Raw genomic sequence first — 12,732 nt, 5'->3', positions numbered from 1 at the left:
ATGATCGAGTCAAGGTATAGACCAATGGGAACCGTGAGGTGATTTTCACAGGCGGGTCGCTCCGGAACGCTCACCGCCGGGCGCACCACCCCGAACCGGCGGTCAGTCCCACCAGAACGTCCAGTGCTCCTTGTTGAGCAACCCCTCGGCCGCGTAGGCGCGGATCGTCTCGTACCCCTGCCACACGGTGTCCGGGCAGAACGCGTGGTGCTCGGCCGCGACCGCCGGCGCCTCCTCCATCGTGCGGGGCGGCCGGGCGACCGAGAGGTCCAGGCGGTCGAAGTGCACGGCGACGATCCGGGTGCCGAAGCGGTCCTCCCAGGAGCGCAGCACCGCGGTCAGCGTCGCCGTGTCCGTGTGGTTGCACGCGCCGTGCCGGCCCAGCGAGGCGAGGAGGTCGGCGCTGCGGGGCGCGGGGACCAGGGCGCCCCGCGCCCGTGCAGCCACCTGCCGCGCAGCAGCCCGGCGACGACCCCGACGGCGACGACGTCCGGGTTCCTCGGGATCGAGCGGGTCGAGGCGAGCCCCGGCCATGCGCGGGTGAACGGCGCGATCGTGCCCTCGTCGTCGTCCGCGTCCTCCGCCTGCACCTGGTCCCACAGGGCGGTGAGGACCTCCACCGGATCAAGGCCGTCGGCCTCGGCGCGGTGGTCCGGCCCGTCGTCGAGGACCTCGTCCAGGTCCAGGTCCCAAGGGATCGACCGCCGCTCGTCGTCGACGAGCAGCACGGGCTGCAGCCCGGTGCGGTCGCGCGCCCGCAGCAGCTGCTCCCACGTCCTCGCCCGCGCCGGCTCGTCCGCGTGCCAGAGGGAGGGCCGCTCCCGTACGGTGCCGCGCGGGAGGCCCGGGCCCAGGTCGTTCGGATTGATCACCATGCCGGCGACGGTAGCCGTCGGCACCGACAACCGGGCGTTCAGCCCTCGCCGTCGAGCAACTCCACGAGCCGGGACAGGCCGTCGGCCGAGTGGCCTTCGGCGATCGAGCGGTCGAGGAGCTTCTGGAACGGCTCGAACAGCTCCGTGCTGACGTCCTGTTCGCGGTAGGTGGCCGTGAGGTTGAGGAAGGCGGCCTGGTTGACGGCGAGGCTGGAGACGTCCGTGAGGTGCCGGCCGGAGTCGACGGCCTCGGCGATGCCCGGCACGACACCGTCGAGCATCGCGGAGACCCAGGCATGCAGCGGCCCGGCGAACTCAGAGGCGGTGACGCCCGCCGAGCGGACCAGCGCGAGGGCCTGCGTCACGCCGATGAGCATCCCGTACATGCCGGTCAGCAGCGCCAGGTCGTGCAGCGCGGCGCGACCGGGATCCGTACCGACCCACTTCGTGCCGCCGAACGCCGCGAGCACCGGCTCGTGCGTCTCGTACGCCTGCTCGTCGCCGCTGTAGATGACGTACGCGGCAGGGGTCGCGATCATCTGCGGGACGGCCATGATGCCGCCGTCGATGTAGCGGGCGCCCTGCTTCCGCGCGTACGCCGCGATGTCGCGGGCCTGGGCGGGCGTCCCGTTGGTGAGGTTGACCAGCACCGCGCCGGTGAGGTCGGCCGGCGCCAGCGCCTCGCGGACGTCGTCGTTCGTCGTCAGGCACACGATCGCGAGCGGGCTCGCGGCCACCGCATCGGCGACGGTGGAGGCGGGCAGCGCGCCCTGGGCGACCAGCGGGCCCGTCTTCGCGCTGGTTCTGTTCCACACGGTGACGGAGTGGCCCGCGCGCAGGAGGGCGGCGGCGAGGGCGGAGCCCATCATGCCGAGGCCCAGCACGGAGACATGGCTGACCTGCGTGTTCTCAGATGTCGAAGGCATGCCTCGATCCTTGTCCGGTCCGGATGACCGGACAAGTACCGACTAAAAAGTCAGATACGCACCAACTGGTAAGTGCTGTGGTGATCAGCGGACGTGCGGCGCACTCTGGAAGGGGTACGCGTACCGCTGGAGGTGATCCGCCATGAAGACACTCGTCGGATGGCACATCGAGATGGAGTTCCAGGAGGAAGGCGACCGGACCAGGGCGGCCGCCATGGTGAGGCTCGGTGACGGGACGGAATACCGGGGACACGGAAGCGCGAATCGTCACCACTCCGACCAGCCGCAGCTGCTGGTCGGCGAGGAGATCGCGGGTGCCCGCGCCCTGATGGACCTCGCGTCCCAGCTGCTGCAGAAGGCGCACACGGAGATCGACGAGGCGTCCGGGAGGACGTCGCACCCGATCCACTGACCCGCGCACGCAAGGGGGCCGTGAGCTGCTCACCAGCAGCTCACGGCCCCCTCCCGCGCGTCGCGCGGTCGCTCAGAGGCGCTCGGGCGTGCGGATGCCCAGCAGCGCCATGCCCTGGTGCAGCGTGCGGCCCGTGAGGTCGACGAGGAAGAGGCGGTTCTCCACGAGCTCCGCCGGGTTGTCGTCGCTCAGCACCTGGCACTGGTCGTAGAACGTGGTCAGGTGCGAGGCCAGCTGGTACAGGTAGGCGGCCAGCTTGTGCGGCTCGTACGCCGACGCCACCTCCGCCAGCACCTCGCCGAACTGGTCCAGGTGCAGACCCAGCGCCCGCTCCGCCGGGGCCAGTTCGAGCTCGGGGTGGGCGACCGGGCGGCGGTCACCCGCCTTCCGCTTGATCGACTGGATACGGGCGTACGCGTACTGGAGGTAGACCGAGGTGTCGCCGTTGAGCGAGACCATCTGGTCCAGGTCGAACTTGTAGTCGCGCACCGCGGACGTCGACAGGTCGGCGTACTTGACCGCGCCGATGCCCACGTACCGGCCGTTGTCGGCGACCTCCTGGTCGGTCAGGCCGACCTTCTCCCGCTTCTCGGCGACGACGGCCGTCGCCCGGTCGATCGCCTCGTCGAGCAGGTCCACCAGCCGGACCGTCTCGCCCTCACGGGTCTTGAACGGCTTGCCGTCCTTGCCGAGCACGGTGCCGAAGGCGAGCTGCACGGCCTTGACCTTGTCACCGAGCCAGCCGGCCCGCCGCGCGGTCTCGAAGACCATCTTGAAGTGCAGGGACTGACGGGCGTCCACCACGTACAGCAGCGTGGAGGCGTCCAGGTTCTGCACGCGGTCGCGGATGGCGGACAGGTCGGTGGCCGCGTAGCCGTAGCCGCCGTTGGACTTCCTGACGATGAGCGGGACCGGGTTGCCGTCGGGGCCCTTCACGTCGTCGAAGAAGACGCACAGCGCGCCCTCGGAGCGCACGGCGACACCGGACTCCTCGAGGATGCGGCACGTCTCGTCGAGCATGTCGTTGTAGCCGGACTCGCCGACGACGTCGGGGTCGCGGATCTCCATGTCGAGCTTGTCGAAGACCGAGTAGAAGTAGATCTTCGACTCGTCCACGAACTTCTGCCACAGCGCGAGGGTCTCCTCGTCGCCCGACTGGAGCGCCACCACGCGGTCCCGCGAGCGGGCCTTGAACTCCTCGTCGGAGTCGAAGAGGGCACGGGCCGCCTTGTAGAGGCGGTTCAGGTTCGACATCGCCTCCTCGCCGGAGGCGCCGTCCTTGTGGTCCAGCTCGTGCGGGTGCTCGATCAGGTACTGGATGAGCATGCCGAACTGGGTGCCCCAGTCGCCGATGTGGTGCCGCCGCACCACCCGCTCGCCCGAGAACTCCAGGATCCGCACCATCGCGTCGCCGATCACCGCGGAACGCAGATGGCCGACGTGCATCTCCTTGGCCACGTTCGGCTGGGCGTAGTCGATCACCGTCGTGCCGGGCTCGGCGGCCGTCGGCACGCCGAGCCGGGCGTCCGCGGCGCGGGCGGCCAGCGTCTCGGTGATCGCCTTGTCGGTGACCGTGATGTTCAGGAAGCCGGGGCCGGAGACCTCGATGTCCCGCAGCACGTCGTTCGCGCCGATCGCCTCGACGACCTTGGTCGCCAGCTCGCGCGGGTTGCCCTTGAGCCGCTTCGCGAGCGCCAGGATGCCGTTGGCCTGGAAGTCGGCCCGGTCGCTTCGTCGCAGCATGGGGTCTGCCCAGCCCGAAGGGCGAGGGGAAGGGTCGGCGAGCTCGGTCTTCCGCAGCGCTGCTGCCAGGGCGTCCGCGAGGCGCTGCTGCACGGTCGAAGCGAGGGAAGGGACCGAGGCCATGAGCTTCCGTTCCTGTCGAGGGGGATGTTCCAGTGGTCAAGTGTCCCATGGCCGGGCAACCGGTTTGCCGGGACGCGGGGCGCGTCCCGGCGCGGCGCGGGAACTCTGTGGGATCCGGTTTCCCGGTCTGGGAGAATGGTGTACGCGAGTTTCCCGACGTATTTCCGACCCCGAGGAATCAAGGACGTGCCGACCGTGGCTCAGAGCAGCACCGAGACCGACTGGGTCTCCCGTTTCGCGGACGAGGTCATCGCCGAGTCGGAGCGACGTGCGCCTGGCAAACCGGTCGTCGTCGCCTCCGGACTGTCGCCCTCCGGCCCCATCCACCTGGGCAACCTCCGTGAGGTCATGACCCCGCACCTGGTCGCCGACGAGATCCGGCGCCGCGGGTACGAGGTCCGTCACCTGATCTCCTGGGACGACTACGACCGCTACCGCAAGGTCCCGAAGGGGATCGACGGCGTCGACGAGTCCTGGGCCGAGCACATCGGCAGGCCGCTGACCTCGGTCCCCGCGCCGAAGGGCTCCTCCTTCCCGAACTGGGCGGAGCACTTCAAGGCCGCGATGACCGAGTCCCTGGCCGAGCTGGGCGTCGAGTACGACGGCATCAGCCAGACCGCGCAGTACACCTCCGGCGCCTACCGCGAGCAGATCCTGCACGCGATGCGGCACCGCGGCGACATCGACGCGATCCTCGCGCAGTACCGCACCAAGAAGGACCCGAAGGCGCAGGCCGAGGCCCAGGCGAAGAAGTCGCAGAAGCCGGTCGACGAGGCCGAGCTGGAGGCCGCCGAGGGCTCCGGCGCGGCGGCCGAGGACGACGGCACCGGCTCCGCGGGGTACTTCCCGTACAAGCCGTACTGCGGCTCGTGCGACAAGGACCTGACCACGGTCACGGCGTACGACGACGACACCACCGAGCTGACCTACACCTGCACCGCGTGCGGGTTCTCCGAGACGGTCCGGCTCAGCGAGTTCAACCGCGGCAAGCTGGTCTGGAAGGTCGACTGGCCGATGCGCTGGGCGTACGAGGGCGTGGTCTTCGAGCCGTCCGGCGTCGACCACTCGTCGCCGGGGTCGTCCTTCCAGGTCGGCGGCCAGATCGTCTCGATCTTCGACGGCAAGCAGCCGATCGGCCCCATGTACGCCTTCGTCGGCATCTCCGGCATGGCGAAGATGTCGTCGTCCCGCGGTGGCGTGCCCACCCCGGCCGACGCGCTGAAGATCATGGAGCCCCAGCTGCTGCGCTGGCTGTACGCCCGCCGCCGGCCCAACCAGTCCTTCAAGATCGCCTTCGACCAGGAGATCCAGCGGCTGTACGACGAGTGGGACAAGCTGGAGGCCAAGGTCGCCGACGGCACCGTCCTGCCCGCCGACGCCGCCGCCTACTCCCGCGCCGCCGGCACCGCCGCCGGCGACCTGCCGCGCACGCCGCGCCCGCTGCCGTACCGCACGCTCGCCTCGGTCGTCGACATCACCGCGGGCCACGAGGACCAGACGCTGCGCATCCTCAGCGAGCTGGACCCGGCGAACCCGGTCACGGACCTCGACGAGGTCCGGCCGCGGCTGGACCGCGCCGAGAGCTGGATCTCGACGCACGTCCCGGCCGACGCGCGGACCGTCGTGCGCTCCGAGCCCGACACCGAGCTGCTCGGCTCGCTGGACGACGAGGGCCGCGAGTCGCTGCGGCTGCTGCTGGAGGGCCTCGACACGCACTGGTCCCTGGACGGGCTCACCACGCTCGTCTACGGAGTGCCGAAGGTCATGGCCGGCCTCACGCCGGACGCCAAGCCGACGCCGGAGCTGAAGGTCGCCCAGCGCGCCTTCTTCGCGCTGCTGTACCGCCTGCTGGTCAGCCGCGAGACCGGCCCGCGCCTGCCCACGCTGCTGCTCGCCGTCGGCGCCGACCGCGTGCGCAAGCTGCTCGGGGCCTGATCACCCCGGCGTACGCGGAAGGGCCCTCACCCCGCACGGGGTGAGGGCCCTTCCGCATGGGGCCGTTCCTCAGGCGATGTGCTCGGCCTCGAGATCGGCCTGATGGCGCTTCTGAAGGGCCGGCATCAGTCGCTTGAGCAGCGCCGTGCTGTTCGGGTGCCGGACGCCGTACCGGTCGGCGAGGAGTATGTCGAGCGTCCGGGCGTTCGGATAGACCTGGTGCTCGTCCACGTAGTCCTTGTACGCCGGGTACGCCAGCTCCTCGAACTCCTTGTCCTCGGGCGTGAACTCGGCCACCGCCTCCGGCTCCGGCACGGGCTGCGCGTACTGCTCCTCGTACCCCTGGGCGTACGGCTGGTCGAACGCCTGCGGGTCGGGACCCGTCCCGAGCGGGCGCGTACGGCCGCCGGGGCCCGCGGGGACCGGCACCGGCACGGGCTCGAAACCCTCGACGTACGTGGGGTCGTACGTGCCCTGGTAGGCGTCCTGCGCGGCCTGCGACGCGGCGAACCAGGGGCTCTCGTAGGCGCCCGGGGCCTGTGGCCCCTCGGCCCGCGCCTGCTGCTCGTCGGCGGTCTCCTCCACGGGCAGCGCCGCCGGCTCGCCGGCGATCGCCTCCCGCGGGCCCGGACGCCGCCCGGCGCCGGTCGGCAGCTCGGGCTGGCCGGCCTGCGTCGTCACCGGCGCGGGCGGGAGCAGTGCGGGCTCGATGCCCGCGGCCGCGAGACCCGCCGGGGCCGTCTCGGCCAGCGGAACGCCGTACTTCGCCAGCCGCAGCGGCATCAGCGCCTCGACGGGCGCCTTGCGGCGCCACGCCCGGCCGAAGCGCGCCTGAAGACGGGCCTGGTAGATCAGCCGGTCCTGCTCCAGCTTGATCACCTGCTCGTAGCTGCGCAGCTCCCACAGCTTCATCCGCCGCCACAGCCTGAACGTCGGCACGGGCGAGAGCAGCCAGCGCGTGAGCCGCACGCCCTCCATGTGCTTGTCCGCCGTGATGTCCGCGATCCGGCCCACCGCGTGGCGAGCCGCCTCCACGGCGACGACGAACAGCACCGGGATCACCGCGTGCATGCCGACACCGAGCGGGTCGGGCCAGGCGGCCGCGCCGTTGAACGCGATCGTCGCGGCTGTCAGCAGCCACGCCGTCTGACGCAGCAGCGGGAACGGTATGCGCATCCACGTCAGCAGCAGATCGAGCGCCAGCAGCACACAGATGCCCGCGTCGATACCTATGGGGAAGACGACGGCGAAGTCGCCGAACCCCTTGCGCTCCGCGAGCTCGCGCACCGCGGCGTACGACCCCGCGAAGCCGATCGCGGCAATGATCAGCGCTCCCGCGACGACGACACCGATGAGCACTCGGTGTGTGCGTGTCAGCTGCATCGCGGCCACGGCGTTCCCCTCCCCATCCATAATCTGCGGGGCACAGCCTGGCACATGCCCCCGGAGTCCGTCCCTCCGCCCTCGGTACGGCAAAGGACGGAAGGCGACGGGCAGTCGGCCGGAAGCCGGCCCAAGCCGGGCCGGAAGGAGCCGGCACCGGTGGGGGAACGGTGTGCCGGCGAACGGGACCGGCTCGGCGCACCGTCCGCCCGTCGGCTACTTGTTGGCCGTGGCCACGGAGGCGACGGCCTCCTTCGCCGCCTTCAGCGCGTCCTTCGTCAGGTCCTCGGACGAGGGGTTCTTCGCGCCCGCGTAACCGGTGCCGTTGTAGGTGAGCGTCACCAGACCGTTCTCGGTACGCGCCACGACCACCGCGTACGTGAAGTTCTCACCGGTCTTCTTCAGCGTGTAGTTGATGGTGGTCGCCTCGTCGCCGATGCCGGGCGCCGGGCTGGACTTCACGTCCTTCGCGCCCTCGGTCGCCTGCGTCTTGGCGACCTCCTTCGCGTAGTTGTCCTTCGCGCGCTGCTCACCGCTGACGGCGAGCGTGGCGTCGGAGTCGTAACGCAGGAAGGAGACGTCCAGCCAGCGGTACTGCGAACCCTTCACACCGTTGTCGTCCAGGCCGTTCCAGGAGCAGCTGCCACGGCTTCCGGCGTCGGAGGACCGGCCGGCCGCACCGGACTTCGCGCCCGGCACCAGGTCCTTGACCGTCTTGCGGGCGATCGACTCGCACGGGTCGGGCAGCTTCGTGAACTTCGCGGGCGCGACCTCCGGCGTCTTCTTCGCCTGGGGGGTGGGGGAGGCGGACGCCGATCCCTCGGGCTTGCCGTCGCCGGATTCCGAGGAGCAGCCGGCGACGACGAGCATCACCGGAACGGCTGCGCAGGCGAGTATGCGGGTGAGTCGCGGGGCTGAACGGTGCATGGTTCCTTCACTCGGTCGTTCGGTCTGTCCGTCGGGCGTCGGGTCCGTCGGGCGTCGGGTCCGTCAGGCCGGTCACGGCCGTCACGGCCGTCAGGCCACCGTACGCGGCCGCGCGGCGGCGGGCGGCCCGGACGCCGGACCGGCAGCCGGCCGCCGCGGCCGGTCACTCGTCGAAGAGCTCCGCCAGCCGGCGGGCCACACTCTGCGCCTTTTCCTGCAGTTCCTTGCTGTCCGGGACCTCCGCCGCCGGTGCCGGCTGCTCGGCGTAGACGACCGTGACGATCACGTTCGATGTGCGGAACACCACGCTCACGGTGCGGCGCTGCGCGGTGGACCCGGCACGGTCGAGCACGTCGTCGATGAAGGCGGCGTCGCCGAGCCCCTCCAGCACGCGCGGCTCGAGCCCCGTGGTGGACCCGCCCGGGGACGGGCTGCCGCCGGCGCCCTCCGCGGAGCCGCCGGGGGAGGCGTCGCCCGACGGCTGTCCGGAGTTCGGCGGGTCCTCGGGAGCCTCGGACTCCTCGGACTCTCCCCCTGCCCTGCCTGTCTTTCCGGCCTGGACCTCCAGGTCCGGGGTCGCGCCCGGTCCGGTGCTCGCGCTCGCGCTCGTGGTGGGCGAGACGGTGGCTTCGGGGCCGGGGATGACGGGCACGGAGGTCGCGGACTGCTTCTTCGTGAACACCTCCTGCGCCCGGTTGTCGTCGCTGACGGCCGGGTCGTAGGAGACGACCCGCTCGAAGTCGACCCGCAGCTGGTGGGAGGAGTCCGGCGCCTGCCCCCTCCAACTGCAGGCGGCACGGCGGTCGGTGTCGTACGTCACGGCCGGCGTACCGCCGAGCACCTGCTGCTGCTGGTCCTGGGGGAGCGTGAGCACGCCGGGCAGCAGGTTCTTCAGGGTGTTCCGCTCGACGGAGCCGCAGGGCTCCAGCAACGTGCGGTATCTGCCGGGAGGTGCGGCCGAGGCCGGGGCGCCGTTGGCCTTGGCGTCGGGCGCCGAACCGTCGTCCCCACCGCCCGAGGTGCAGCCGGTGAGGCCGGTGACCAGCGCCGCGAGGAGCGCCGCCGCGCCGGGGACGTACGCCTTGCGTTGCACGTGCCTGGCTCCCTTCTCCATGGGTCCCTCTGTCCGGTCCGCGCCGTCGCGCCGGGGAAAAACGGTTGTCGGCCACTGAGGGCCGATGGACACAATGTCTATCGCACGCGCTGCCCCGGATGCCGGTCCGCCGAGCCTTACGCGGTCATTGGCCGGGCATTTGCGTTTCATGTCTTTCGGGGGAATTGGGGAGTTATGTCGTTTGTAGAGGTGCCGGGCGCGAAGGTCCCGATCCGGATGTGGACCGACCCCGCGACGGTCGAGGACGTGGCGATGCGGCAGTTGCAGAACGTCGCCACGCTGCCCTGGATCAAGGGCCTCGCCGTCATGCCGGACGTCCACTACGGCAAGGGCGCGACGGTCGGCTCGGTGATCGCGATGCACGGCGCGGTGTGCCCGGCGGCGGTCGGTGTGGACATCGGCTGCGGCATGTCGGCGGTGAGGACGTCCCTGACGGCGAACGACCTGCCCGGCGACCTCTCCCGCCTGCGCTCCAGGATCGAGCAGGCGATCCCCGTGGGCCGGGGCATGCACGACGAGATGGTGGACCCGACGCGGGTGTTCGGCTTCCCGGCGGGGGGCTGGGACGACTTCTGGGACCGTTTCGACGGGGTGGCGGACGCGGTCAAGTTCCGCCGGGAGCGGGCGACGAAGCAGATGGGGACGCTGGGAAGCGGAAACCACTTCTGCGAGGTGTGCCTCGACGACCAGGGATCGGTCTGGCTGATGCTGCACTCCGGCTCCCGGAACATCGGCAAGGAGCTGGCCGATCACCACATCGGCGAGGCGCAGAAGCTGCCGCACAACCAGGGCCTGGTCGACCGTGACCTCGCGGTGTTCGTCTCGGACACCCCGGAGATGCAGGCCTACCGGAACGACCTCTTCTGGGCGCAGGAGTACGCGAAGTACAACCGCGCGATCATGATGGGGCTCCTCCAGGAGGTCGTGCGCCGCGAGTTCCGCAAGGCGAAGGTGACGTTCGATCCGGTCATCTCCTGCCACCACAACTACGTGGCGGAGGAGCGGTACGAGGGCATGGACCTGCTGGTCACGCGCAAGGGCGCGATCCGGGCGGGCTCCGGCGACTACGGGATCATCCCGGGGTCGATGGGCACCGGCTCGTACATCGTGAAGGGCCTCGGGAACGAAGCCTCCTTCAACTCCGCTTCCCACGGGGCGGGCCGCAAGATGAGCCGCAACGCGGCGAAGCGGCGCTTCTCGACGCGGGACCTGGAGGAGCAGACGCGCGGGGTCGAGTGCCGCAAGGACTCGGGTGTGGTCGACGAGATCCCGGGCGCGTACAAGCCGATCGAGAAGGTGATCGACCAGCAGAGGGACCTGGTCGAGGTGGTGGCGAAGCTCAAGCAGGTCGTCTGCGTGAAGGGCTGAGACGGCCGCTGTGGGCCCCGGACCGGAAGCGGTCCGGGGCCTTCACGCGTGCCCGGTGCCCTTCACGCGTGCCCGGTGCCAGGCCGTGCGGTGGCTGCGGACGTCAGGTGGCGGGCACGCGGCTCGTCGCTCGGCGGGGCGGCGAGGTCCTCGGGGCGCACGCGGTCGCCCGCGACGTCACGCTTCCGCGCCGGCCTGTGCGCCCGTGAGCTCGGCGGTCTGTTCCGGGCCCTGCGGCGCCGGCTGGAGCGTCTTGTGGAAGAACGTCGTCGGGCGCAGGACGCCGGAGGGGTCGGCGGCGTAGTCGGGGACCGTGCCCAGCGGGGTCCAGCCCGCCGAGTGGTAGAGGCGCTCGGCCGTGCTGCCCGTCTGCGTGTCCAGCATGAGCAGGGTGCGTCCCGTCGAACGCGCGAACTCCTCGGCGGTGGTGAGCAGTCGGCGCGCGATGCCGCGTCCGCGGGCGGAGCGGTGCACGACCAGCTTGGCTATCTCGGCGCGGTGCCGTCCGTTGGGCGAGGTCTCGCACCTGAGCTGGACGGTGCCGACGAGCCGGTCGCCGTCGCGGGCGGTCCAGGCGGCGATCCGCTCGTCCGACAGGGCGGGGGCCAGATCCGACCACCAGGCGGCTGCCTTCTCGGGCGTGAGCGCGGAGGTGAAGCCGACCGACGCGCCGTCGTCGACCGCGTCGAGGAGGAGGGCGGCGAGTCCGGGGGCGGCGGCCGGCAGCTCGGCGGCGGCGAGGCGCGAGACGGCGATGCGGTCGTTCATCAGAGTTCCCTGTGAACCTTGGAGTTGGACGCCTGGGCGCGGGGGCGGACCACGAGCAGGTCGATGTTGACGTGGGACGGCCGGGTGACGGCCCAGGTGATGGTGTCGGCGACGTCGTCGGCGCTGAGCGGTTCGGCGACGCCCGCGTAGACCTTGGCGGCCTTCTCGGTGTCGCCGCGGAAGCGGGTCGTGGCGAACTCCTCCGTCCGGACCATGCCGGGCGCGATCTCGATGACGCGGACGGGGGTGCCGACGATCTCCAGGCGCAGGGTCTCGGCGAGGACGTGGGCGCCGTGCTTGGCGGCGACGTAACCGCCGCCGCCCTCGTAGGTGGCGAGGCCCGCGGTGGAGGAGAGGACGACGACGGTGCCGTCGCCGCTCGCGGTGAGCGCGGGCAGGAGCGCCTGGGTGAGGTTGAGCGTGCCGATCACGTTGACCTCGTACATGCGGCGCCAGTCGGCGGGATCGCCCGTGGCGACCGGGTCGGCGCCGAGCGCGCCGCCCGCGTTGTTGACGAGGACGTCACAACGGTCCAGGGACGCCGCGAAGGAGTCGACGGCCGGCCGGTCGGTGACGTCCAGCGGGTGGGCGGTGGCCTGGTGGCCGGCGGCGGTGATCTCGGCGGCGACGGCCTCGATGCGGTCCTTCCGGCGGGCGGTGAGGACGACGTGGAAGCCTGCGGCGGCCAACTGCCGTGCGGTGGCTGCGCCGATGCCGCTGCTGGCTCCGGTGACGACGGCGACGGGGGTCCGGGCGGTTGTCATGTCGTGGCTCCTCGCGCGTGTGATCGAACTGCGGCCAGGATAGGTCGGCAAGGTGACGCGCTGATCTCCGCACGGGGAGCGCAGCGGCCCCGCGGGGGTGAGGCCGTACAGTGGCCGGACTGCGGCGGGGGTGGGTGGGATGCGCCGGGCCGTGCGGCGCATGCCCCGGCCGGCTGGCTCGCCGGGGGCGGCCGGGACGCGCCGGAGTGACGGGCAATCAGGTGTGTAACGGAAGAATCGGTATCTTCGGTTCATGTGTGTGATGCGTAGGGTGCTGTCGGCCGGGGTCGCGGCGTTGGTGTTGGTGGTCGCCTCGGGTGCGGGCGCGCGTGCGGGCGGGGACTCGGGGCCGGGGGGCGTCGGAGCGGCCGGGGCCGCCGGGGCCTCGGGCATC

At 71.4% G+C, this 12,732-nt stretch carries 12 protein-coding genes; 3 read left to right on the top strand and 9 right to left on the bottom strand.

What is annotated here, in order from left to right; genetic code table 11:
* Nucleotides 1-102 precede the first annotated feature (102 nt).
* The 3 genes from ACWD0A_RS06045 to ACWD0A_RS06035 are packed head-to-tail and all read right to left on the bottom strand — an operon-like array spanning nucleotide 103 to nucleotide 1,801.
* Nucleotides 103-447: a DUF4253 domain-containing protein gene (locus ACWD0A_RS06045; RefSeq protein ID WP_451295012.1), complete on the bottom strand. Its 345-nt coding sequence runs from the start codon at nucleotides 445-447 to the stop codon at nucleotides 103-105.
* A complete protein-coding gene (locus ACWD0A_RS06040) occupies nucleotides 339-875 on the bottom strand; it encodes a hypothetical protein (protein ID WP_451295010.1) in 537 nt (178 codons plus the stop codon). Before ACWD0A_RS06040 ends, ACWD0A_RS06045 begins: the two co-directional genes overlap by 109 nt.
* A gap of 38 nt (nucleotides 876-913) precedes the next feature.
* Nucleotides 914-1,801, bottom strand: coding sequence for an NAD(P)-dependent oxidoreductase (locus tag ACWD0A_RS06035; RefSeq protein WP_451295008.1), 888 nt, complete (start codon nucleotides 1,799-1,801; stop codon nucleotides 914-916).
* 142 nt (nucleotides 1,802-1,943) lie between these two features.
* Between ACWD0A_RS06035 and ACWD0A_RS06030 the strand changes: the two genes are divergently transcribed.
* On the top strand, nucleotides 1,944-2,213 hold the full coding sequence (locus tag ACWD0A_RS06030) for a DUF1876 domain-containing protein (protein ID WP_451295006.1): 270 nt from the start codon (nucleotides 1,944-1,946) through the stop codon (nucleotides 2,211-2,213).
* Nucleotides 2,214-2,285: 72 nt separating this feature from the next.
* Here the strand turns inward: ACWD0A_RS06030 and argS are convergent, their stop codons facing one another.
* Nucleotides 2,286-4,079: an arginine--tRNA ligase gene (gene argS, locus ACWD0A_RS06025; RefSeq protein ID WP_451295004.1), complete on the bottom strand. Its 1,794-nt coding sequence runs from the start codon at nucleotides 4,077-4,079 to the stop codon at nucleotides 2,286-2,288.
* A gap of 186 nt (nucleotides 4,080-4,265) precedes the next feature.
* On the opposite strand from argS, the gene lysS reads away from it, so the two are divergent.
* Nucleotides 4,266-6,014: a lysine--tRNA ligase gene (gene lysS, locus ACWD0A_RS06020; protein WP_451295002.1), complete on the top strand. Its 1,749-nt coding sequence runs from the start codon at nucleotides 4,266-4,268 to the stop codon at nucleotides 6,012-6,014.
* A 69-nt stretch (nucleotides 6,015-6,083) separates the two neighbouring features.
* Here lysS and ACWD0A_RS06015 read toward each other — a convergent pair whose 3' ends face one another.
* The 3 genes from ACWD0A_RS06015 to ACWD0A_RS06005 form a co-directional block, all read right to left on the bottom strand.
* Nucleotides 6,084-7,397, bottom strand: a complete 1,314-nt coding sequence (locus ACWD0A_RS06015; RefSeq protein WP_451295078.1) for a DUF2637 domain-containing protein — start codon at nucleotides 7,395-7,397, stop codon at nucleotides 6,084-6,086.
* 216 nt (nucleotides 7,398-7,613) lie between these two features.
* Nucleotides 7,614-8,324 (bottom strand): DUF3558 domain-containing protein, encoded by a 711-nt coding sequence (locus ACWD0A_RS06010; RefSeq protein ID WP_451295000.1) that lies wholly within the window; start codon nucleotides 8,322-8,324, stop codon nucleotides 7,614-7,616.
* Nucleotides 8,325-8,487: 163 nt separating this feature from the next.
* Entirely contained in the window at nucleotides 8,488-9,417 is a 930-nt protein-coding gene (locus ACWD0A_RS06005) for a DUF3558 domain-containing protein (protein WP_451294998.1), read from the bottom strand.
* Nucleotides 9,418-9,612: 195 nt separating this feature from the next.
* Between ACWD0A_RS06005 and ACWD0A_RS06000 the strand changes: the two genes are divergently transcribed.
* Nucleotides 9,613-10,806, top strand: a complete 1,194-nt coding sequence (locus ACWD0A_RS06000) for an RtcB family protein (RefSeq protein WP_451294996.1) — start codon at nucleotides 9,613-9,615, stop codon at nucleotides 10,804-10,806.
* A 177-nt stretch (nucleotides 10,807-10,983) separates the two neighbouring features.
* Here ACWD0A_RS06000 and ACWD0A_RS05995 read toward each other — a convergent pair whose 3' ends face one another.
* Entirely contained in the window at nucleotides 10,984-11,574 is a 591-nt protein-coding gene (locus tag ACWD0A_RS05995; protein ID WP_451294994.1) for a GNAT family N-acetyltransferase, read from the bottom strand.
* Nucleotides 11,574-12,338, bottom strand: a complete 765-nt coding sequence (locus ACWD0A_RS05990; protein WP_451294992.1) for an SDR family NAD(P)-dependent oxidoreductase — start codon at nucleotides 12,336-12,338, stop codon at nucleotides 11,574-11,576. The genes ACWD0A_RS05995 and ACWD0A_RS05990 overlap by 1 nt, the downstream gene beginning before the upstream one ends.
* Between the last annotated feature and the right edge of the window lie 394 nt (nucleotides 12,339-12,732).

Source organism: Streptomyces sp. NPDC002867 (genome assembly GCF_053591895.1).
The sequence above is the reverse complement of the archived record's forward strand: the minus strand, read 5'-3'. Positions and strand labels throughout refer to the sequence as shown.

Coding starts and splice junctions, on each gene's coding strand:
- ACWD0A_RS06035 (WP_451295008.1), bottom strand. CDS start 1,801: ATGCCTTCGACATCTGAGAACACGCAGGTCAGCCATGTCTCCGTGCTG.
- ACWD0A_RS06040 (WP_451295010.1), bottom strand. CDS start 875: ATGGTGATCAATCCGAACGACCTGGGCCCGGGCCTCCCGCGCGGCACC.
- ACWD0A_RS06030 (WP_451295006.1), top strand. CDS start 1,944: ATGAAGACACTCGTCGGATGGCACATCGAGATGGAGTTCCAGGAGGAA.
- ACWD0A_RS05995 (WP_451294994.1), bottom strand. CDS start 11,574: ATGAACGACCGCATCGCCGTCTCGCGCCTCGCCGCCGCCGAGCTGCCG.
- argS (WP_451295004.1), bottom strand. CDS start 4,079: ATGGCCTCGGTCCCTTCCCTCGCTTCGACCGTGCAGCAGCGCCTCGCG.
- ACWD0A_RS06015 (WP_451295078.1), bottom strand. CDS start 7,397: ATGCAGCTGACACGCACACACCGAGTGCTCATCGGTGTCGTCGTCGCG.
- ACWD0A_RS06000 (WP_451294996.1), top strand. CDS start 9,613: ATGTCGTTTGTAGAGGTGCCGGGCGCGAAGGTCCCGATCCGGATGTGG.
- ACWD0A_RS06010 (WP_451295000.1), bottom strand. CDS start 8,324: ATGCACCGTTCAGCCCCGCGACTCACCCGCATACTCGCCTGCGCAGCC.
- ACWD0A_RS05990 (WP_451294992.1), bottom strand. CDS start 12,338: ATGACAACCGCCCGGACCCCCGTCGCCGTCGTCACCGGAGCCAGCAGC.